General features: G+C 57.2%; 17 protein-coding genes. 5 read left to right on the forward strand and 12 right to left on the reverse strand.

The window, feature by feature from the left end; all coding sequences use genetic code 11:
• Nucleotides 1-39: 39 nt before the first annotated feature.
• Together ACYVHC_RS07680 and ACYVHC_RS07685 are read right to left on the reverse strand one after the other, a co-directional pair.
• Nucleotides 40-663 carry a thymidine kinase gene (locus ACYVHC_RS07680; protein WP_460613084.1) on the reverse strand — a complete coding sequence of 208 codons (624 nt, stop codon included), beginning with the start codon at nucleotides 661-663 and terminating at the stop codon, nucleotides 40-42.
• Nucleotides 664-879: 216 nt separating this feature from the next.
• Complete coding sequence (locus ACYVHC_RS07685; protein ID WP_460613085.1) at nucleotides 880-1,200, reverse strand: 2Fe-2S iron-sulfur cluster-binding protein; 321 nt, start codon at nucleotides 1,198-1,200, stop codon at nucleotides 880-882.
• A 34-nt stretch (nucleotides 1,201-1,234) separates the two neighbouring features.
• Between ACYVHC_RS07685 and ACYVHC_RS07690 the strand changes: the two genes are divergently transcribed.
• Both ACYVHC_RS07690 and ACYVHC_RS07695 read left to right on the forward strand, forming a co-directional pair.
• Nucleotides 1,235-2,434 (forward strand): hypothetical protein, encoded by a 1,200-nt coding sequence (locus tag ACYVHC_RS07690; RefSeq protein WP_460613086.1) that lies wholly within the window; start codon nucleotides 1,235-1,237, stop codon nucleotides 2,432-2,434.
• A gap of 614 nt (nucleotides 2,435-3,048) precedes the next feature.
• Nucleotides 3,049-3,639, forward strand: coding sequence for a hypothetical protein (locus tag ACYVHC_RS07695; RefSeq protein ID WP_460613087.1), 591 nt, complete (start codon nucleotides 3,049-3,051; stop codon nucleotides 3,637-3,639).
• A gap of 8 nt (nucleotides 3,640-3,647) precedes the next feature.
• Here ACYVHC_RS07695 and ACYVHC_RS07700 read toward each other — a convergent pair whose 3' ends face one another.
• From ACYVHC_RS07700 to purH, 7 genes are all read right to left on the reverse strand, one after another.
• Nucleotides 3,648-4,997 carry a hypothetical protein gene (locus tag ACYVHC_RS07700; protein WP_460613088.1) on the reverse strand — a complete coding sequence of 450 codons (1,350 nt, stop codon included), beginning with the start codon at nucleotides 4,995-4,997 and terminating at the stop codon, nucleotides 3,648-3,650.
• A gap of 45 nt (nucleotides 4,998-5,042) precedes the next feature.
• The gene (rodA, locus tag ACYVHC_RS07705) at nucleotides 5,043-6,341 is read right to left on the reverse strand and encodes a putative peptidoglycan glycosyltransferase FtsW/RodA (RefSeq protein ID WP_460613089.1); all 1,299 of its coding nucleotides are present in this window, start codon (nucleotides 6,339-6,341) and stop codon (nucleotides 5,043-5,045) included.
• Between the two features lie 88 nt (nucleotides 6,342-6,429).
• Nucleotides 6,430-8,268 (reverse strand): peptidoglycan D,D-transpeptidase FtsI family protein, encoded by a 1,839-nt coding sequence (gene mrdA, locus ACYVHC_RS07710; protein WP_460613090.1) that lies wholly within the window; start codon nucleotides 8,266-8,268, stop codon nucleotides 6,430-6,432.
• Between the two features lie 175 nt (nucleotides 8,269-8,443).
• Nucleotides 8,444-8,935, reverse strand: coding sequence for a hypothetical protein (locus ACYVHC_RS07715; protein WP_460613091.1), 492 nt, complete (start codon nucleotides 8,933-8,935; stop codon nucleotides 8,444-8,446).
• A gap of 41 nt (nucleotides 8,936-8,976) precedes the next feature.
• The gene (mreC, locus tag ACYVHC_RS07720; RefSeq protein ID WP_460613092.1) at nucleotides 8,977-9,903 is read right to left on the reverse strand and encodes a rod shape-determining protein MreC; all 927 of its coding nucleotides are present in this window, start codon (nucleotides 9,901-9,903) and stop codon (nucleotides 8,977-8,979) included.
• A gap of 90 nt (nucleotides 9,904-9,993) precedes the next feature.
• The gene (locus tag ACYVHC_RS07725) at nucleotides 9,994-11,019 is read right to left on the reverse strand and encodes a rod shape-determining protein (protein ID WP_044014329.1); all 1,026 of its coding nucleotides are present in this window, start codon (nucleotides 11,017-11,019) and stop codon (nucleotides 9,994-9,996) included.
• A gap of 320 nt (nucleotides 11,020-11,339) precedes the next feature.
• Entirely contained in the window at nucleotides 11,340-12,875 is a 1,536-nt protein-coding gene (gene purH / locus ACYVHC_RS07730; protein WP_460613093.1) for a bifunctional phosphoribosylaminoimidazolecarboxamide formyltransferase/inosine monophosphate cyclohydrolase, read from the reverse strand.
• Between the two features lie 175 nt (nucleotides 12,876-13,050).
• On the opposite strand from purH, the gene ACYVHC_RS07735 reads away from it, so the two are divergent.
• Genes ACYVHC_RS07735 through ACYVHC_RS07745 form a run of 3 tightly spaced genes read left to right on the forward strand, consistent with a single transcriptional unit; the run spans nucleotide 13,051 to nucleotide 15,656 of the window.
• Nucleotides 13,051-14,229 (forward strand): acyl-CoA dehydrogenase family protein, encoded by a 1,179-nt coding sequence (locus ACYVHC_RS07735; RefSeq protein WP_460613094.1) that lies wholly within the window; start codon nucleotides 13,051-13,053, stop codon nucleotides 14,227-14,229.
• Nucleotides 14,230-14,284: 55 nt separating this feature from the next.
• Complete coding sequence (locus tag ACYVHC_RS07740; RefSeq protein ID WP_460613095.1) at nucleotides 14,285-15,070, forward strand: PIG-L deacetylase family protein; 786 nt, start codon at nucleotides 14,285-14,287, stop codon at nucleotides 15,068-15,070.
• Nucleotides 15,054-15,656, forward strand: a complete 603-nt coding sequence (locus ACYVHC_RS07745) for a class I SAM-dependent DNA methyltransferase (protein WP_460613096.1) — start codon at nucleotides 15,054-15,056, stop codon at nucleotides 15,654-15,656. Before ACYVHC_RS07740 ends, ACYVHC_RS07745 begins: the two co-directional genes overlap by 17 nt.
• A 3-nt stretch (nucleotides 15,657-15,659) precedes the next feature.
• Here ACYVHC_RS07745 and ACYVHC_RS07750 read toward each other — a convergent pair whose 3' ends face one another.
• From ACYVHC_RS07750 to ACYVHC_RS07760, 3 genes are all read right to left on the reverse strand, one after another.
• Nucleotides 15,660-16,856 carry a glycosyltransferase family 2 protein gene (locus ACYVHC_RS07750; protein WP_460613097.1) on the reverse strand — a complete coding sequence of 399 codons (1,197 nt, stop codon included), beginning with the start codon at nucleotides 16,854-16,856 and terminating at the stop codon, nucleotides 15,660-15,662.
• A 209-nt stretch (nucleotides 16,857-17,065) separates the two neighbouring features.
• Nucleotides 17,066-18,313 carry a BamA/TamA family outer membrane protein gene (locus ACYVHC_RS07755; RefSeq protein WP_460613098.1) on the reverse strand — a complete coding sequence of 416 codons (1,248 nt, stop codon included), beginning with the start codon at nucleotides 18,311-18,313 and terminating at the stop codon, nucleotides 17,066-17,068.
• Between the two features lie 170 nt (nucleotides 18,314-18,483).
• The gene (locus ACYVHC_RS07760) at nucleotides 18,484-19,413 is read right to left on the reverse strand and encodes a geranylgeranylglycerol-phosphate geranylgeranyltransferase (protein ID WP_460613099.1); all 930 of its coding nucleotides are present in this window, start codon (nucleotides 19,411-19,413) and stop codon (nucleotides 18,484-18,486) included.
• Between the last annotated feature and the right edge of the window lie 34 nt (nucleotides 19,414-19,447).

The raw sequence follows: 19,447 nt of genomic DNA on the forward strand, positions 1-19,447 counted from the left end.
TGCCCTAGCGCACTACCCCTTCCTCTGGCGTAAACCGGCTTACTTGAGCGTGGCCCGAACAACCGGCTCGGTGGTTTTTTCCTTCATGCCTTCCTGAAAACACGGCCGGCAGCGGGCTTCGTAGGCTTCGGTTTCTCCCAACAAAATTTTATCCTCCGAGGCCGTTACGCGGAAAGAATACGAGGCTAGCTCGCCGCAACATACACAAATGGCATGCACCTTCGTTACGAACTCGGCAACGGCCATTAGGGCAGGCATGGGGCCGAAGGGTTGGCCCTGGAAATCCATATCGAGGCCCGCCACAATAACGCGCGTACCCCGGTTGGCCAGCTGCACGCACACCTCCACCAACGATTCGTCGAAAAACTGCGCTTCGTCAATGCCTACCACATCACAGCCAGCCGCCAGCAGCAGCATTTCCTGGGCCACCGGAATGGGGGTTGAGCGGATGCTGTTCTGATTATGCGACACCACATCCTCCACGTGGTAGCGGGTATCGAGGGCGGGCTTGAATATCTCGACGTGTTGCCGGGCAATTTTGGCGCGGTTGAGACGGCGAATCAACTCCTCGGTTTTGCCCGAAAACATGGAGCCACACACGACTTCAATCCAGCCCCGGCGGGCTGCGTCGCGGCCAGTACCGACGCGGGGTTCAATGAACACGGCAGATGAAATGAGAAGAGGTAAAAGGAACAGACCATAACCTGCAAGGCATACGGTCCGGCTTTCGAAATTACGAGTTTGCTTTGGCTTCCTCGCGGCAAAAATTACGGTGGCCGGCGCTACCCTCAGAGAATCAGGCTAGTATTTCTGGCCGGATGCTTGCGAAGCCAACGGCACGCCTAATTAGGGCCGCGCCCCTACCACTTGGTGCCTTGCTTAGAGGTAGTGCACGTGGGGAAGTTTGGTGGCCTCGGGCACCCGGCCTTCCACGTCGCCCTCGGGTAGGCGTGTTTGGCAGGTGAGGCGCTCAGTAGGCAGGAGCCGGCCAGCGGCGCGGTAGCGCAACTCCGGCTCCGTTGGTGGCGTTAGCAGCTCAAGTCCGCTGATAACTTCCAGCCGACACGTGGTACAACGCCCGCGGGCTCCGCAGGCATGCAGCCAGTCGTGACCGGCGGCCTGCACCGCAGCCAAAAGAGTAGCACCGGCAGGCACGGAAATGGGCCCGCCGGGCAGATTTTGCACAAGTAGAGTGGGCATCTTTCCCTAAATTGCCCGTTGAACCAGGCTTTCAATGAAGATCAAATATAGCCACGCCAAGCGTGAACAATATGGCCGCCTTTTGGCCTCCCTGCTCTGTGATCAGCACTTTGGGGCCCGCCCTACGGCCACCCTCGATGGGCCGGCTGTACTGCGTTTCACTCCTATTCGGCAGGTAAACCTGTTCGTGGTCCAGCAGCTGCTTGGCAAATGGACGGCCGAAATGGCTAAGCTCCGCAGCCCGTACTTCGATTTTGAGGATGCGGACGTACGCCACGCCCTTACCCAATTCATGAACGTGCTGTCGCGCCGCATCAAGCTGAGCCGCCCCGTATTTGAACCCCTGTTAGCGCAAGCCATCAACGATACCCTGGCCGGCGCCCTCGACCCCTGCGAAACGTTTGGGCACAAGCTGTTTGGCGAGCTCACGGCCGGCACCCCCGAGCAACTGCGGGAAGCGCTACGCTACCTCGATGTAAACAAGCCCGTATTCGAGAGCTTTCTGGACACACTGCCGTCTGAGCAAGTTCTGGAGCGGGACTACCTGCTGAGCCGCTTCCGGCTGCACCAGGAGTCTGCAGAAGCGCAGCTGCAACCGGTAGCCGAGATAATAACGCAGTTCAATGTGCTACTGCCGCTCACGGAAACCGATTTGTATGAGGAAACGCCCCCTCCTGTAACGGCCGATAAGCCGGCGCTGAAACAAGAGGCAGCACCCGTAGCCGATATTCCGCGCCAGCCAGTAGCGGCCCCGCCGCTGCCGGCGGCACCCCAGCCGGCCCCTAAGCCAGAACCCGCCCTGGAGAAGCCGCATGCGGTTCAGCCCACCGAAGCACCTAGCCCAGAGCCACGCCGCTCTACTTTTTCGGAGCCGGCCGAGAGCAGCGCCGTGCCGCTATACGCCAAGCTGAAAGCAGAGCAGTCGGCGGCGCCTAGCCTCAGTGAAACGCTACGCCAAGAACGGGCCGGCTCCACGCTGGCCGAAAAGGCGCCCAAAGTAGAATCATTGCGCGAGGCCATATCCATTAACCAGCGGTTCAGCTTTATCAATGAGCTGTTTAATGGCGAAAATATGGAGTACCACGCCGCTATTCAGCACCTCGACTCATTGCCTGACGCCAGCACCGCTAAGCGCTACGTAACCGAGAACCTAGCGGCCCAATACAACTGGGTCCGCAAGGATGAGCACGTCACCAAGCTGCTCAAACTCATCGACCGCAAATTCAGCCAATAGCACGTCGGGCGTGTTGGTCAGGCCGTTCGGGTTGATTTGAAAGAAGCCGGCTGGTATACTACCAGCCGGCTTCTTTGGCAACATGGCTTAATGAGACTGCCAGTTTATATCCGAATTCATTTATTCTGCCTACCCTTCCTATGAAGCCAGAGCTTACTGCGGCGGCCTTTCCTACACTACGCTGGCCACGCTGGCTTTTAGTGTATCTGCTCGCACTTGGCTTGGTAGCAGGCCCGGCCTACACTATGTATGTGCACTATGACTTCTCTCATTCTCTTGATACGCGCAGCTATTTGAGCATTGCTCGCGGCGAGTTTAAAGGTGTCAGTATCACACGGCGATACCGGGTGCTGGTACCCTGGGCGGCGGCAGTTGTAGCCTGGCCGCTTGAGCAGGTCTATGCCAAGGTTTGGCCGCACCGGGCAGCTAGCGAATGGCCTTTGCGGTTGGGATATTACGTGGTTAACTGCCTGCTAATGGCTGGCTTTGGGCTGATCTTATTCCGTACGTGCCAGCTGTACGGCGCGGCGCCTCCGGCAGCTGCACTAGCGGTGGCAGCCGTGCTAACCAGCCGCTGGGCCGTGTATACGGCGGGCCTACCCCTCGTTGACAGCTTGTATTTAGTAGTATTCGCCTTGGCTTTTTATGCGGTGCGAAGTCGCTCGGCCACAGCACTGGCTACTATATTGCTGCTCGGCCCGCATGCCAAAGAATCCTTTGTGTTTCTGTTGCCCTGGCTCCTGGTTTTTGCGCACCGCGCTCTGCCTTGGCACAAGCAACTGCTGTGGCTGCTACTGGGCAGCGTTTCAGCTTTAGCACTCAGGTATTGGATTGACACCAAAGTGGGTGCAGCTCCATCGGAAAGCATTAACAATGCCTTGTCTCATGCAGATACAATCGGGTACTCCATTCGCCGGCTCTTTTCGGTGAAAGGCGCGGGCGAGCTGTTCAGTGTTTTTGGCTTTTTCAGCCTTGCGCTACTAGCCGGACTTTGGAGCCAAACCGCCCGTGCGGTATGGCTTAAACCGCTTGGCTTACCCGCACTTGGCCTATGTGTTGTCGTAGGTATACACATGCTGCTCTCCGGCGACCTTGGCCGCATGGGTTACCTAGCAGCACCTGTGTTTGCCGTGGCATTTTCCCTTCTACTCACGCACCTTCCTGTATTTCGATGGGTACATTCAGAGCAAGAGTCGCCACATTGAAGCTGGTTTTATATGGTGGGGGCTGCTTGCTTTTGAAGGCCTAGTGCGGCCGCTGCAAAGAGCAATGGCAGAACTGGCACGGCAAAGCGAGCTGCTCCCAGTGGCCCAGTTAGGAAGGCCACATAGCCAATCAGCCCGCCCAGGACTAGCCGATGCACCAAGGAGTAACGACCAAAGAGAAAGCGCACAGCCAGGCCTAACCGCATCACATTCATGCCGGCAATAAGCATCAGCCAGCTCAGCCACACTAGCGGCAACTGCTGCAGGTAGTTGAGTACACCGCCGTATCCGTGCTTATTGAGTTGTTGCAGGAGCCCACCCTGGCTTGTAGCCTGAGGCAGACGCAGAAACTGGACTATATCAAACCGGCCAGGGTCGAGAAAGAAGTTGATCATCCCGCGCACATGCTGCCCGGCGTACGCTACCGGGTGCTGGCCTAGCTTGCCTAAGCTCTGACGCTGAATGTACTGCTGCTGTGCTTTGAACCCCGTAAACTCAGTGCTGGTTTCGACTGTTTGGCGCACAAAAGCCTCTGCCGCTTCAGGTCCTTCGGTTGCTTGCAACACTCCTCTTATGTTGTAGCGCAGCAGATTTATTCCGGCAATGCTGGAAAAATGAAAGTATCCGGTGCGGGCCTCATTGCGAGCCATCCACAGCAAAGCAACCACCAGCGGTACTGCTCCTAACAAAGCCAGCTCGGAGCGTTTTTGCAGTACAGCAGCGCCCAGCCCCATCAATAAAAAGACGCCGGCAAACGGAAAGAAGACAGGTTTTATGAGCAGTGCAACGGCTGCGGCGCCCGCTGCTAGCGCAAAATAAAGCTGAAGGCCACTTGGCTTCTGCCAAAATGCAAGCAGGGCCAGAGCCAAGAGTACCACGGCTGTCTGGAGCAACATTTCGCTCATCACCACATTGGCGTAAATAAATTGCCCCGGCGCCAAAGCCACTAAGGTAAGTAGGGCCAACCAACGCGCGGTTGATAAATTGGCGGTAGCCCGGGCAACCCAGCGGAACACCAAGCCGAGATTCAACAGGCTTAGCAGGTTTTGCACCAGCAGCGCACCTAGCGGAAAGCTATTGCCCCAGCCGCCGGTCAGGAGCAGAAATACCGGATAAGCTGGTGGGCGGATGCTATACTCCTGCAGCTGTAGTGGCTGCGCTGACAATGGCCTAGTGTACAGCGTTTCAGCCTGTAGCAGGTTGTGGGCAGCCTGTATGTATCGCCTCGAGTCTGGAAAGATGTGGTTATGATGTGTTATCTGCCAGCTCAAAGCCAGCGCATGCAGCAGCAGTAACCCAACCCACACCCACATCGGCACACGAGGAGAAAGCACCGCCGAACTGCTAGATTGGTTCATGTCTGCAAGTTGCCCTCGTCAGTTGGGTTTCACAACGCAGTGCCCCTAGTACCGCTCCAAATCCTGCTTGCGGTAGGCATCAATGGCGAGCAGAATAAAGAGCAGTGTGGTGAAAGACCACAGTGAGGAGCCGCCGTAGCTGAAAAAGGGCAGCGGAATGCCTACCACTGGTGCCAGCCCTATCGTCATGCCGATATTGACGCAGAAGTGAAAAAAGATGATACTGGCTACGCAGTAGCCGTATGTGCGCCCAAATACCGATTTCTGGCGCTCCGCCACATACAGTATTCGAGCCAGCAGGCTCATAAACAGTATAATTACCACTGTTGTACCCAACCAGCCCCACTCCTCACCTACCGTACAGAAAATGAAGTCAGTGCTTTGTTCGGGCACGAAGTCGAACTTGGTCTGGGTGCCTTGCAGGAACCCTTTGCCGGCCAGTCCGCCCGAGCCAATGGCAATTTTGGATTGAGTTACGTTCCAGCCCACCCCTAGCGGATCGGCGGAAGGGTTGATAAGCACTTCGATGCGCTTGCGCTGGTGGGGCTGCAGCACGTTGTTGAAGAAAAAATCAACACCAAACACCATCCCAACAACCACGGCCCACACGCTAAGGGCCAGCACTAAGTGGTGGCGAAACACTTTGGTGTTGAAGGCAAAGACTAGGCCTAGAATCACAGTAAAGGCCCCAATCAGCCATAGCTTGGGCACTAGTAGCGCCAGAATGAGGATAACGCCGGCCGCCGCTAATATCAGCAAAATCAAGGGCGACATTCCCTCACGGAAATAGGCTAGCAGAAACGCACCGAATACCAGCGCCTGGCCAGTTTCATTAGCCGCCACAATCAGTAAGGGAGGCAGCAAGGTAAGGCCGGCTAATACCAGTTGGTCGCGGAAGTTTTGCTGGCGCAGATTGATGCCCGCCATGTAGCGCGAAACGGCCAAGGCCGTGATAAACTTGGCAAACTCGGCGGGCTGGAGCCGGACCGGCCCTATTTCCAGCCACGAGCGGGAGCCGGCAATAGGGCGTGCAATAAATGGCGTGACTATAAGCAGCACAATCATGAGCCCGTAGAGCACAAAGGCAAACGTATCGTAGGCCTTGTAATCGACAACGACCAAGATAACGATGAGCACGATGGCCGTACCAATCCAGAGAATTTGCTTAAACCAGTTAAAGGCCATCAACTCCTGAAACGAAAGGGAGTCGAAGGGATTAGCCGGCGCATCGGGCGAGTAGCTGGCCGCGTACACACTGAGCCAGCCCACGCCTATCATCAGCAGGTAAATCAGGACGGTAACCCAGTCGATGCTGCGGCTGTAGCGCGCGGGAGAGGTTTGCATAAGGGGTTGCTGGGCGGGGCGGGGCTAGTAAACCAAGCTCTTCTCAGAGGAAGTTCGCTTGGGCTGCTACTCCGCTCAGCCAGCTGAATTAACGACGTTTGACAAATTTTTCGGCGGGGCCTTGCAACCAGGTTTCCCAGCGTTTGCGCCAGGGAGCAATGTCGCCGCGCAGGTATTTTTCCATCATCAGAGCGGCCATGGGAGCTGCCGAGGTGCCCCCAAAACCGGCATTTTCGATGAAGACGGCAATGGCAATCTTTGGATCTTCGGCTGGTGCAAAGGCAGCAAACGTGGCGTGGTCGTCGCCGTGGGGGTTTTGCACGGTACCGGTTTTGCCAGCCACCGAAATACCAAACTCGGCCAAGGAAGCCAAGCTACCTGTACCACCGCGACCATCTACTACCCCTTGCATGCCCGGAATAAGCGCCTCAAAATGAATCGGATCAACCCCAACCTCGTGCCGCTCCCGGAACTGAGGCAAAGGGCCGCCCTGGCCAATATTCTTCACGAAGTGAGGTGTGTAGTAATACCCCCGGTTAGCAATGGTTGCCAGTACATTCGCCATTTGCAGGCCGGTAATACCAATTTCACCCTGCCCAATGCTAAGCGAGTACACGGTGCGGTAGTTCCAGCGGTGGTAACCGTTGCGCTTATCATAGAAATCGGGCGACGGAATCAGGCCTTTTTTCTCCTGCGACATATCCACGCCTAGCTTCTCACCCAGCCCGAACTGCATCACCTTCCGGCGCCATTCGCCCAGGCCCAATCGGGCGTCTTCAAACCGGTTATCGGAGCGTCCGCGCATAACGGCGGCCCGCATCACTTGGTAGAAATACGGGTTGCAACTGTTCTTTACAGCAATTCCCAAGTTGCTCGGGTACTCGTGGTTGTGCGTGCACCGTACTAGCCTCTGATTACAGGGAAAGCCGGTGGTGGGGGTCACAACTCCCATTTGCAGAGCTACTAGCTCATTCACCAGCTTAAACACGGAGCCAGGAGGGTACGTGGCCATCAAAGGGCGGTTGAACAGGGGCCGCTCAGGGTTATTGAGTAGCTCCATGTAGCGGTTACCCATGCCCTTGCCCGAAAGCGTAGCCGGCTCGAAGCTCGGCGACGATACAAAGGCCAGGATTTCACCGGTTTTAGGGTCGATGGCCACAATAGAGCCCCGCTTATCTTTCATCAGTAGCTCGCCGTACGCCTGCAGGTCAGAGTCGATGCTCAGGTGCAGATCTTGGCCGGCTACGGAAAGCGTATCAAATTCACCGCCCCGGAAGGCGCCTTTCTCGATGCCGCGCACGTTTACCATTCGGTACTGCACCCCGCGCCGGCCCATCAGTTGCTCCTCATAGTACGACTCTAGCCCCGTAATGCCCAGGAACTCGCCGGCCTGGTACTTGGCATACTGCGGCCGCTCCAGAAACGTGGCCGGAATGGAGCCCACATAGCCCAAAGCGTGCGCCAGGTTGGGCGTGTTATAGGAGCGCGCCATGCGGGCCTTCACGCTGAAACCCGGGAAATCAATGAGGTTATCCTGGAAGGCAGCCAACTCAGGCGTGCTCAGGTTTTGAACCAATGGGGAGGCTTTCACGCGGCTAAATGCGCGGGCGGCCTTCAACCCGGCCCGTACTTCTTCCAGCGGCAGTTGCAGCAACTCACAAAAGCGCAGCGTATCGAGCTGTTTCACTTCCCGCGGGGTTACCAGCAGGTCGTATACCGGCGTGTTCTGTACCAGTATTTGGCCTTTGCGGTCATAAATGAGGCCCCGGTAAGGGGGCTGCACAATTCGTTGGAGCGTGTTGCGGTCGGCGGCCAGCTTATAGCTGCCATCCAGCACCTGGATATAGAAGAGGCGCGTCGCAAACACCAGCGCGACGGCCAGGAAAATTGCCTGGACTACGTACTTGCGGCCTTCGAGGTATTGCAAAGCAGAAAAAACTGAGTGGTAACGGATTCCGGCTTCTTCACCGGACATACAAAGATACTAGCTGCCAGGCGCACATGGTACCACTGTTCAGCCTAGTACACCACTAACATCGGCGCGAGCCAACTCATTCCCGTTTTTACTGGTTCAGCAGCATAACCCAGCCCGGCGGTTCCTGTTAGCGGTTCCGTCTTCGGGTAGGAAAGAAAATCAGCTGAATAATCAGGAGGGTAAGCCCCGTATAGAGGGTGCTAACCACGATTTTGGCCAGCGTGATACCCGGAACCTGAAAGCTGCCCAGCTCCAACAGGAAGAAAGCGGCGTGGTGAATAGCCGTGAGCATAGCCAGGTACACCACCATCCACTGCCAGCCCATCTGGTGCACATTCACGGAGTCCTGGGAGTCGTAGCCATCACGTGGGGTGAGCAGGCGCAACACCCACGGCCGCAGATACATGAGTAGCACGGCGGCAGCGGCATGCACCCCACCAGTATCAAACACGATATCGAGGGTTATGCCCGTCAGGAACCCTAGTAGCAGCTGCACTACAATGGGCGTGGCAATGGGCAAAAACAGCAGAAACCCCAAGTAGATAAAACACCAGCCCAGGTTGAACAGCACAAAGTCGGTGCCGCTGATGAGCAGCACATAGAGAGCTATGTACACCACGCCCCGTAAGGCTTGCCAGAAGATTTCTAGGATACCGCCTCTCATTGCTTCTCCTCCCCTTCTGGTTTAATGCCCGAACGCGCTTCTACAGTATCCCGCTCCGCTTTAGGCCGGCTGGTTACCACGTACACGTACGTCAGACTCGAAAAATCTACGGCTAGCTTTAGCTTCACCGTCCAGAAGTTTTTGTCTGGCTCCTTCACAAACGAATCGATGGTGCCCACGAGCACGCCTTCCGGGAATACCGCGTTATACCCAGAGGTCACGACCGTATCGCCGCGCACCAGCTTGTTTTGTCGGGGCACGTTGTCGAGCATGGCATACACCGGATCATCGCCGAGCCAACGCACCGTGCCAATAGTACCATCGCGCTGGATGCGGGCCGAAATTGTGGTTTTGGAGTGTAGCACCGAGGTGACGGTGGCGTAATGCTCCGAGGCCACCTTCACGCGGCCCACTACCCCGGCTGCCGCCACTACTCCCATGCCGTTTTTCACGCCATCGAGCGCGCCTACGTTCAGGGTCAGGTAGTTATCAACGCGGCGCTGGGTGCTGCTTACCACTCGGGCCGGAATAAGAGGGTAGTCGGGGTCACGGGCGGGCAACTGGCGCAGGCCTAGCAGCAATGAGTCGGGGCGGCCTAACACGGCCAGTCGGGCTTGCGTTAGGCTGTCCTTGCTTACGGGCAGCGAATCAGCCTCGCGAGCAGACAAATCCGGACGATAGAGTTGCTGCCGAAGCATGGCATTCTCTTTCATCAAGCCCTTGTTCACATCAATTAGCCGGAAGTAATCCTGTACCTGCGTCCGCCAATCTAGCACCTGCCCGATGTAAGAGTTGGCCGAGTTGAAAAACGCTGCTCGCTGGTAGGTGCTGTTGCGCACCAGCAGGTATAAGCTCAGCACCTCCAGCAACGCAAACACGAGGATACCCCGGTAGCGGAACAGAAAGGCGAAGAGATTATTCATGGGGAAAGAAAGGATGGGGAACAAAGAATGAGGAACAAGAAGCCAGCAACTGCCGGTACTTCTCATTCCTCATTCTTCGTTCCTCACTACTTACGTCAGGAGTACGCTGCGGAAAGCCTGAATATTTTTGATAGCGGCGCCGGTGCCACGCACTACAGCCCGCAAGGGGTCTTCGGCAATATGAATGGGCAGCTTGGTTTTGGCCGCCAGGCGCTTGTCAAGGCCCCGGAGCAAGGCCCCACCACCTGTCAGATGAATGCCGTTTTCGTAGATATCGGCCGAAAGCTCGGGCGGGCTGATTTCCAGCGCCTTCAGTACGGCTTCCTCGATTTTGGCCACCGATTTATCCAGCGCAATGGCAATTTCTGAAGACGTGACCTTAATAACCTTCGGAATGCCGGTCATCAGGTCGCGGCCGCGCACTTCAAAATCGGGCGGCGTTACATCTAGCTCGGTTAGGGCCGCGCCCACTTCAATCTTGATGCGCTCCGCGGAACGTTCGCCAATCAGCAGGTTATGCTGGCGGCGCATGTAATCCAGAATATCTTGGTTGAATACGTCGCCGGCCGTTTTGATGGACTGGTCGCAGACAATGCCCGACAAGGCAATAACTGCAATTTCAGTAGTACCGCCTCCGATGTCGATAATCATCGACCCTACGGGTTGCTCTACATCGATACCGATACCAATAGCCGCGGCCATAGGCTCCTGAATCATCCAGACTTCCTTGGCGCCAGCGTGCTCCGCGGAGTCCCGTACGGCGCGTTTTTCTACTTCCGTAATGCCCGAGGGAATGCAGATGACCATCCGGTGCGAGGGCTGAAATAGCCGCGTTCGGGTGTCAATCATCTTGATCATCCCCTTAATCATCTCCTCCGCCGCGTGGAAGTCGGCAATTACGCCGTCTTTGAGCGGACGAATGGTTTTGATGTTGTCGTGGGTTTTTTCGTGCATTTGCTGCGCCTGCCGACCCACGGCAATTACTTTATTCGTAGTGCGGTCTTTTGCGATGATGCTCGGCTCATCCACCACGATTTTATCGTTGTGAATGATGAGCGTGTTGGCCGTGCCCAGGTCAATGGCAATATCGCTGGTCAAGAAATTAAAGAAACCCATCGAGTAACGGCAAGTAAATGAGAACGGGCGGTTTGCGTCCGTCAAAAGTGGGGGCAAAAGTAAGCAAGTTTCAGCGAAGCCCGTTACATCGCCTCTTCATTGTGTGGCGAGCCTATCCTGTATTCAGGCAAGTAGAAACCTGCCCTGCGCTGCTGCCAGCTGTCAATAACGTGGAGGGTTCAACTTCATTGTAAAGCTAGTACCCTAACCATACGCCTTCAAACGCAACTACCAGGTTCCGGAGCCTCGCAGAGAAGTCAGGAACCTGGCAGTCAGATGCTACCTACAGCCGAAAAAAAGTAGGCCGCGAAAACTAAAAATTAATGCTTGAAGTGGCGTACGCCGGTTAGCACCATGGCCATGCCTAGGCGGTTGGCCGCCGCAATGCTATCCTGGTCTTTGATGGAGCCGCCGGGCTGCACCACCGCCCGAATGCCCGCCTCTCCGGCAATTTCTACGCAGTCGGGGAAGGGGAAGAACGCATCGGAAGCCATAACGGAGCCATTCAAATCGAAGCCGAAGGCGCGGGCTTTCTCAATGGCCTGGCGCAGGGCATCCACGCGGGAGGTTTGGCCGACTCCGGAGGCTAGCAGCTGCCCGGCGCGAGCCAACACAATGGTGTTGCTTTTGGTGTGTTTGCAGATTTTGAGGGCAAATTCCAGGGCCGCTACCTCGTCTGGGGTGGGAGCCGACTCCGTGACGGTGCGGAATTCGTTGGCTCCTTCTACTACACGGTCGAAGTCCTGCTCGATGACGCCGTTTAGCAGCGTTTTTACTTGCTTAGCGGGGAAAACCACGGGCTTCTGGCGCAGCAGAATGCGGTTTTTCTTGCTTTGCAGAATGGGCAGGGCCTCGGCGGCAAACTCCGGCGCAATCAGCACCTCGAAGAACAGCTTATTCAGCTCCTCGGCGGTAGCCGCGTCAACGGGCTTGTTTACGATAATTACCCCACCGAAAGCCGACACCGGGTCGCAGGCAAGGGCATTAAGGTAGGCATCGTGCAGGGTTTCGGCCTGGGCTACGCCGCAGGCGTTGGTGTGCTTGAGAATGGCGCAGGCAGAAGGACCATCGGTGGCAAACTCCTGCATTAACAGCACGGCCGCGTCTACGTCAACCAGGTTATTGTAGCTGAGCTGCTTGCCGTGGAGCTGGTCGAAGAGGGCACTGAGGTCGCCGTAAAACGTGCCGGCTTGGTGGGGGTTTTCGCCGTAGCGGAGGCTAGTAGCCGGCTTTTCGCTGAGCTTGAGGGTAGCGCTGCTCAGCTCCGTGCTCTGGGCCATGTAGCGGAAAATCTGGGTATCGTAGTGCGAAGTGGCTTCGAAGGCAGCAGCAGCGTAGTGGCGGCGGTCTTCCAAATCGGTAGCGCAGCCTTTGGCCTGCAACAGCTCGGTTACAGCCGCATACTGGTCGCGGCTGCTGACTACGAGCACGTCGCGGAAGTTTTTGGCCGCGGCGCGCAGAAGCGAGATGCCCCCAATATCAATCTTCTCAATAACATCCTGCTCGGCGGCACCCGAGGCTACGGTTTCCTCAAAAGGATACAGGTCGACGATTACCAGGTCGATAGGCGGAATCTGGTGCTGCTCGGCTTCCTGCAGGTCAGAGGCTTCGTGGCGGCGCTGCAAAATACCTCCGAACACCTTGGGGTGCAGGGTTTTTACGCGGCCCCCAAACACGGCCGGGAAGCCCGTCAGGCTCTCTACCGCGGTTACGGGCGCGCCCTGCTCTTCAATAAACTGCTGGGTGCCCCCCGTTGAATAGATCGTTACACCGTGCTCTTTCAGCAGTGCCACCAGCGGCTCCAGACGGTCTTTGTAATAGACGGAAATGAGGGCGGAGCGAATGGGCTGCGACATAACAAGAGGGGTTAAGTAAGGAGTGAAACGCGCCACGAAGGTAGGCACCTGCGCTCATAGCCTATGTTACGGAATTATTAACTACACCGCTCAACCGCCACACCATATAGTTCAGCTTCATCCGCAACAGTTCAGTTCTCGTATAGGAAAACTCAACTGTTGTGAGTTCGATTCTATGTCTGAGCTACTTTCCTTTTCCCGTACCCTAGCGGCTCCAACGACGTCTGCTGCAGCTGAGCAATTGGCCGCCGAACTAGCTCCGCGGCTATTTCGGCAAGCGGCCGTTTCTGATATTGAAGGTGGCTTTCCGGTTGATGAATTCTCGTGGCTGCGGGCCGCTGGCTTGCTGGTTGCGCCCCTACCCAATTCGCTGGGCGGCTGCGGGCTATCTGCTGACACTGACCCGTATGCCCTGCTTAGTACGCTACGGCACATTGGGAGGGGTAACTTGGCCGTGGGCCGCGTGTATGAGGGCCACGTGAATGCGCTACAGCTCCTGCAACGGTTTGGCCGGCCGGAGCAGGTAGCGCGCTGGGCGGCCGATGTCCGCGCCGGTCATTTGTTTGGGGTCTGGAATACGGAAGCCCAGGATGGCGTACGGCTGGAACCGCTCGGCAATGGCCGTTACCGCTTGCATGGCAGCAAAACATTTGGCTCGGGTGCCGGCCACCTTACCCGGCCATTGCTGACCGGCGCTTTGCCGGATGGGGGCTGGCAAATGCTGATTTTGCCCGTTGATGTGCAGCAGCCCGAGTACAACTCCACCTTCTGGCGCCCCTTGGGCATGCGGGCCTCGGCTAGCTTTCGGGTTGATTTTACGGGTCTGGAAGTATGCGTCGATGATTTGCTAGGCCAGCCCGGCGACTACTACGGCCAGCCCTGGTTTAGCGGCGGTGCCATTCGGTTTGCGGCTGTACAGTTAGGTGGCGCAGAAGCCATTTTTGATGAAACCTGCCGTTTTCTGCGGGAGCTGGGCCGCACCGATGACCCCTACCAGCGGCAGCGCCTGGGCGAGATGAGTTTGCTGATTGCCAGCGGCCAGCATTGGCTGCAAGCGGCGGCTACCTTTGTAGCACACCCACTGGCTACCCTCCCAACCGAGCAAAACGCCGAAGCAACCGTAGCCCACGCCAACTTAGTACGCTCGGCTATTGAGGATATTTGTTTGCGGCTGCTGCCACTGGCCGAACGGTGCATTGGGGCCCGCGGCCTGCTGCGGCCCGAGCCATTCGAGCGCCTGCACCGCGACCTGACTCACTACCTGCGCCAACCTGCCCCCGACGCCGCCTTGGCTGATGCTGGCCGCTACGCCCTCCAGCAGGCTGAACCCTCATACCGCCTATGGGAGCGGTAGCAGAGCAACAGCCTCTATTGGCATCCAAGCCCCGTTGATTTCCGTTCTCGGCAGTATGTCAGCGTATAGTTTCTCCGCCTACCCCTTGCTTCCGCCTGAAGTCGTGGCCGCGCTAGGCCCTACCATGGTCATTGCCCCCCACCCCGATGATGAGTCGTTGGGCTGCGGCGGCGCCCTAGCGTTGCTGCGGCAAGCAGGGTTGCCCGTGTGGTGCGTGCTAGTAACCGACGGAACCATGTCGCACCCGAACTCGCGAAAGTTTCCGGCCCCAGCGCGCCAGGCGCTGCGGGAGCAGGAACTACAGGACGCACTGGCTGCGCTTGGTGTAGCTCCTGGTGCGCTCTTGCCGCTAGGCCTGCCTGATGGCGCCGTGCCTTCCCCCACTTCTCCTGAGGGCTTGGCTGCCGTGCAGCAATTGTTAGAAAGCATCCATCAGCACCAACCTGCTACCCTGCTGGTGCCGTGGCGACGCGACCCGCACCCCGACCATAAAGCTACCAGCCACTTAGTACAAGCCGCTTTGGCACAATTGCCGCAACCGCCACGCTTGCTGGAATACGTGGTATGGGCTTGGGAACGAGCTGCTGCCGATGAACTGCCGCGCCCGGCGGAAGTGCAGGGCTGGCAGCTCGATATTGGTTCGGTGCTGGGGCAGAAGCAGCAAGCCATAGCGGCTCATCGCTCCCAGCTGCACGGCTCACCCATCGATGATGATCCGACCGGTTTTACTTTATCGCCGGGCATGCTGGCCCATTTTGCCCAACCCGTTGAGATACTGCTAGAAGGTATTTCAGCGGTTGGCTTACCCTCCGTTTTTGCTGCGTATGAACCCGAATCCTAACCAGCCTCACACGCTGCCCCCTTCCTATTTCGACGCCGTGTATCAAGCCAACCCCGATCCGTGGGGATTTGAAACCAGCCCGTACGAAAAGGAAAAATACGCCACTACCCTTGCCGCCTTACCTCGGGCGCATTACGCTAGCGCCTTTGAAATAGGGTGCTCATTAGGCGTCCTGACCGAGCAATTGGCGCCGCGTTGCGGCCATTTGCTAGCCGTGGATGTAGCCGAAACCGCTTTGGCCCGGGCCCGCGAGCGGTGCGCCCACTTACCGCAGGTAGAGTGTAGGCTGATGCACGTTCCGGATGAATTTCCAGCCGACACTTTTGACTTGATCTTGCTCTCAGAAGTGGGCTACTACTGGAGCCCCAATGACCTAGAGCGCGCCGCCGATAGATTAGTAGCGGCGCTGCGGCCCGGCGGACATCTGCTTTTGGTGCACTGGACGCCCCCCGTTCACGACTACCCCCTCACCGGCGACTCTGTGCATGACTTCTTTCTGAAAACCACCGATGCTGCCGGCACTTTTCGGCAGTTGGACAGCCAGCGCTACGCACAGTACCGATTGGACCTGTTAGAACGGCTTTAGGACCTAGCAGGCAACCCCGCATGGCTCATTCACCATTTGCTGCTCATGGGCCGGCAGGTGAGCTGCCAGTGCCTGCCGCAGCATCCGGATGCCCACGGACACAGGCACAGCGGACCAGAGTTCAGCATTTTGTTCCCGAATACGCGCCCGAATACTCTCCCACAATTGCCCAAACGTAGCGTGGCTTTTTAGCACCCCCGACAGTTGCGTTGCATTCAGATGAGTAGCGGCTTGCACAGTAGCCCAGGTTCTATACTGGCTTGAAGCTGGCTGCTGCCAGAGCTGGCGCACCGCACGGCGCAGCTGCCACTCTGCCGCTAAGCCAGTTGGGTTTTCCACAGTTGGCTCCTGCTGGGCTTGTTGCAGGGTCGCCCATTGCCGCAGCTGCCACGATAACCCTACTGCTACGCGTCCCTCGTGCCGATCAGAAGTAAACACCCGTACGGCCGGGCTATGGCGCAAGCGCAGATCATGCCGCAGCAAGGCTTGGCACAACGCTTCATCCTCCAGATACGGCACCACTGGCAAGCCCCCAACCTGGCGGTACGCAGCTGCTGTTATGGCCAAACTAGCCCCAAAATGCTGATGATGCCGAGGCCAGGGGTCATGCGAAATTGGGTCGACGAGCTGCTCCAGGCGGGCACATAACAGATGATACGTGGCATCCTGCAGTTGGTAACGACGGCTAGGGTTCCACGACCCACTAGAAGGCGTCAGAATTCGGCCGCCCACGGCATCAACGCCAGCAGCTAATTCGGCCTCAATAGCCGCCAGCCAAGTACTGGAAACCAGCGTATCGGCATCAGTGCTGGCAATAAAGGGGCTGGCGTTACCTGCCATTTCCAGGCGGCGACAGGCTTCATCCATTAGCAAACGCCGGGCACGGCCCACGTGGGCTTCAGCGGGGGGCAGGGTAATTTCAGCAACATGCACCGTGAGCTTAGGGTACTGAGCAGCAGCAGCTCTAGCCACTTGCGCGGTGCCGTCCTGGCAATTATTGGCCAACACCAGCACCTCAAATTTCTGCATCGGAAGTGGGCAACCCTGCAAGTCGGTTTGAGCGGCCAGGGCAGCTAGTACAGCCGGGATAGAATGCGCCTCATCTTTAGCCGGAATAATAATGGTTGCCTGGAGCGCCCGCAACGGAGGCGGCGCACAATGCCATGGCGAACGAAGCGAGCTGCTTTCTTCGGAAGCCATATGAAAGCGCAAGGCCCTAACATGTTCCATCGGCTTGTCTATCACGATTCAACTATAGAAAATAACTATAATTTCTAAGAAATATTTAATTATATCCCGAATACATACCACAGCTCCGCAATACCTCAGCGGCTCTGAGTGCAAAAGCTTCGTACTTGCTTCTGCACCCAAGCTGCTGAGGTATTGCGTATAAGAACGCCTGACGTAGTTTAGAATGCCTCGCCCACGGCGAAGATGATACCTGAATTTCCGCCTGAACCCACGCCATAATCCAGACGAATGTTCAGCCGGTCGCGGCGGTTAAAGCGGAAGCGTAACCCGCCACCGCCGGCTATTTTGGTATCCTCGAAGGTATAGTCGCCCAGGCGAGGTGCTACTTGGCCCAAGGCTCCAAACACTACCCCATCAAAGCGCCAGAACAGTTTCTGGCGTATTTCGGCTTGAACCGTGGTAAACTGACGGTCACGGAAACGGGCTTCATAGATGCCGCGCATCAGGTAGGCGTTGTTGTACAGGGAGCCGCCCAAGGTAGCACCCATGCCGCCCAACTCCCGGAACGGCACACTACCCGTGTGGTATTGCCCCAGGAACTGCGCTGCCAGAATAGTATTGTTGGAGCCAAATAGCGGCCGGAAATGGCGGGCATCTACCATGTAGCGCGTGAATTTGTAATCACTACCCAATGCGCCGCCATGGAACAGTATGTGTGCATCTACAAAGTTGCCAGTGTAGGTGGCCAGCACATTGTCGCGGCCATCATAGAGCACGGCCGGGCCCACGCCTGACGTGGTATAGCCGTTGCGCTCTTTAGTAGAAAGCAAATTATAAGGGGTGGTATCGCCCTCGGTATCCCGAAGCTCTACATTGCCTAGGTTGGTGAAGCGGTAGCGCAGGCCCACAAACAGGTTAGGCACCACTTTCATCAAAGCCTTTTCGTCAAACACCCACAGTGGATACTGAATGTGCGACTCCATGCTTTTACGCGTGTCGTTGCCGATGCCGTAGTAGTTGAAAGCTAGGTCGTAGTAGCTCAGCTCGCCGGAAAAGAAAAACTTTTCTTCCGGGGTAAAAATGGTGTGCGTGAGCTGCACGGTGGTCTGTTTTTCCTGCGAAATCCAGGCAATCAGGCGGGCGTTGGATTTGCGCACGGTAGTATCTTGCCCAAAGCGCCACACAGGCAGAATGGCAGCTCCTCCGGCCAAACCAGTTTCCTGCTGATAAAACACAATGGGCACCGGGATAAAGCTCGGTTTATCTGGGTCGCGGGCCGTAACCTTACTAGCCGATGGCACTAAGGCCCGCTGCAGCCCTACGGGTGCCCCATCAGGAGTAGGAGCAGTTTCGGGCGGAGCGGAGGCTAGTAACTGAACAGAATCGGGGGTAGTGGCGGGCTGCTGAGCCAAAGCGGCAGGAGCTACAAGCGTACTCAGCGCTAAGAGCGGGTAGTGAAAGCGCATACGTGGATGGCTGGGGTCAGAAATAAGATAGGAAAGCGGCAATGCAACTACCTTTTCGGCCCGGAGAAATACGTTCCGCTGCTGCACTGCAAGTAGCTCTCCTAACGCAACACTAGGCCCTGCGGTTGTCGAACCTCGACAGCATATTTCGGTTGCCAGCTACCCCCTGCCTAGCGCACGACCAACATGGATAAAACCCCGGCCAGCATAATCCATTTGCACCAGCGGCTGAGGCGGGCAAAGTCGCGCTTACGGTCGGCGCGGCGGAGTTGGTAGCCTAGCAAAGCGGTTGGCCCCAATATCAGCCCTAGCAGCCATATACCCAAGGCCGGGCGCTCTGTCAGGAAAGCATTGTAGCTGGCCCCGGCTACCAACAGCCCCAGGCACAACAAGAAAAACCCAGTTACCCATTTTGTGCGCACTATGCCCCACACAATAGGGAGGGTGCGGCAGTCATGCTGCGCGTCGCCGCGCATGTCTTCTACATCCTTAATGATTTCGCGCACTACGGTAAGCAGAAAAGCTGCCAGGGCGTACACCCACACGGCTTCGGTGCCGGTTCGCGCCTGCAGCTCGGGCAGCAGCACCAAGGCGCCTGTTAGGGTAGCAATACTCACGTTGCCTACCAGGGCCACACGTTTGAACCGCACGGAGTAGCCCCACAGCAGCAGCGCCGACCCTAAGTTTACTAGCCCTAAAACCGGCGAAAGGCTCCCGCTCACGAGCACTCCCAGCCCCGATAGCAGCAAATGCGCCAGCATGGCATGGCGCCGATTTACTACCCGCCCCACCACCAGCCGGGCCGGCCGGTTAATGGCATCAATCTTCACATCGTAATAGTCGTTGATGATGTAGCCGGCAGCGGCTATGCTCAGCGCCGCTACCACCAGCAACCCGAATGCTGGCGCCAGTACAAGGTGCCAGGGTGCTTCGGGCAGCAGCAGACACGTGCGCACCAACACCAGGCACAAGGCCATGATCAGAAGGTTGGGCAGCCGGATGAGGCGCGCCAGCTGCTGCCAGCCCCCAGCCCCCGATGCAGGAGCTGCGGTTGGCCCCATGGCAGGACCTAGGGCAGAGTGTAAGGAGGCTGGCTTCATAAGCAAAGAGGCAAAAAACGGCCTACACAAAGAT

It is taken from the genome of Hymenobacter seoulensis (assembly GCF_054780535.1).

Excerpts from the sequence above, each read along its gene's own strand:
- ACYVHC_RS07685 (WP_460613085.1), bottom strand. The coding sequence starts at position 1,200 with ATGCCCACTCTACTTGTGCAAAATCTGCCCGGCGGGCCCATTTCCGTG.
- ACYVHC_RS07690 (WP_460613086.1), top strand. The coding sequence starts at position 1,235 with ATGAAGATCAAATATAGCCACGCCAAGCGTGAACAATATGGCCGCCTT.
- ACYVHC_RS07700 (WP_460613088.1), bottom strand. The coding sequence starts at position 4,997 with ATGAACCAATCTAGCAGTTCGGCGGTGCTTTCTCCTCGTGTGCCGATG.
- rodA (WP_460613089.1), bottom strand. The coding sequence starts at position 6,341 with ATGCAAACCTCTCCCGCGCGCTACAGCCGCAGCATCGACTGGGTTACC.
- mreC (WP_460613092.1), bottom strand. The coding sequence starts at position 9,903 with ATGAATAATCTCTTCGCCTTTCTGTTCCGCTACCGGGGTATCCTCGTG.
- ACYVHC_RS07725 (WP_044014329.1), bottom strand. The coding sequence starts at position 11,019 with ATGGGTTTCTTTAATTTCTTGACCAGCGATATTGCCATTGACCTGGGC.
- purH (WP_460613093.1), bottom strand. The coding sequence starts at position 12,875 with ATGTCGCAGCCCATTCGCTCCGCCCTCATTTCCGTCTATTACAAAGAC.
- ACYVHC_RS07735 (WP_460613094.1), top strand. The coding sequence starts at position 13,051 with ATGTCTGAGCTACTTTCCTTTTCCCGTACCCTAGCGGCTCCAACGACG.
- ACYVHC_RS07740 (WP_460613095.1), top strand. The coding sequence starts at position 14,285 with ATGTCAGCGTATAGTTTCTCCGCCTACCCCTTGCTTCCGCCTGAAGTC.
- ACYVHC_RS07745 (WP_460613096.1), top strand. The coding sequence starts at position 15,054 with ATGAACCCGAATCCTAACCAGCCTCACACGCTGCCCCCTTCCTATTTC.
- ACYVHC_RS07750 (WP_460613097.1), bottom strand. The coding sequence starts at position 16,856 with ATGGCTTCCGAAGAAAGCAGCTCGCTTCGTTCGCCATGGCATTGTGCG.
- ACYVHC_RS07755 (WP_460613098.1), bottom strand. The coding sequence starts at position 18,313 with ATGCGCTTTCACTACCCGCTCTTAGCGCTGAGTACGCTTGTAGCTCCT.
- ACYVHC_RS07760 (WP_460613099.1), bottom strand. The coding sequence starts at position 19,413 with ATGAAGCCAGCCTCCTTACACTCTGCCCTAGGTCCTGCCATGGGGCCA.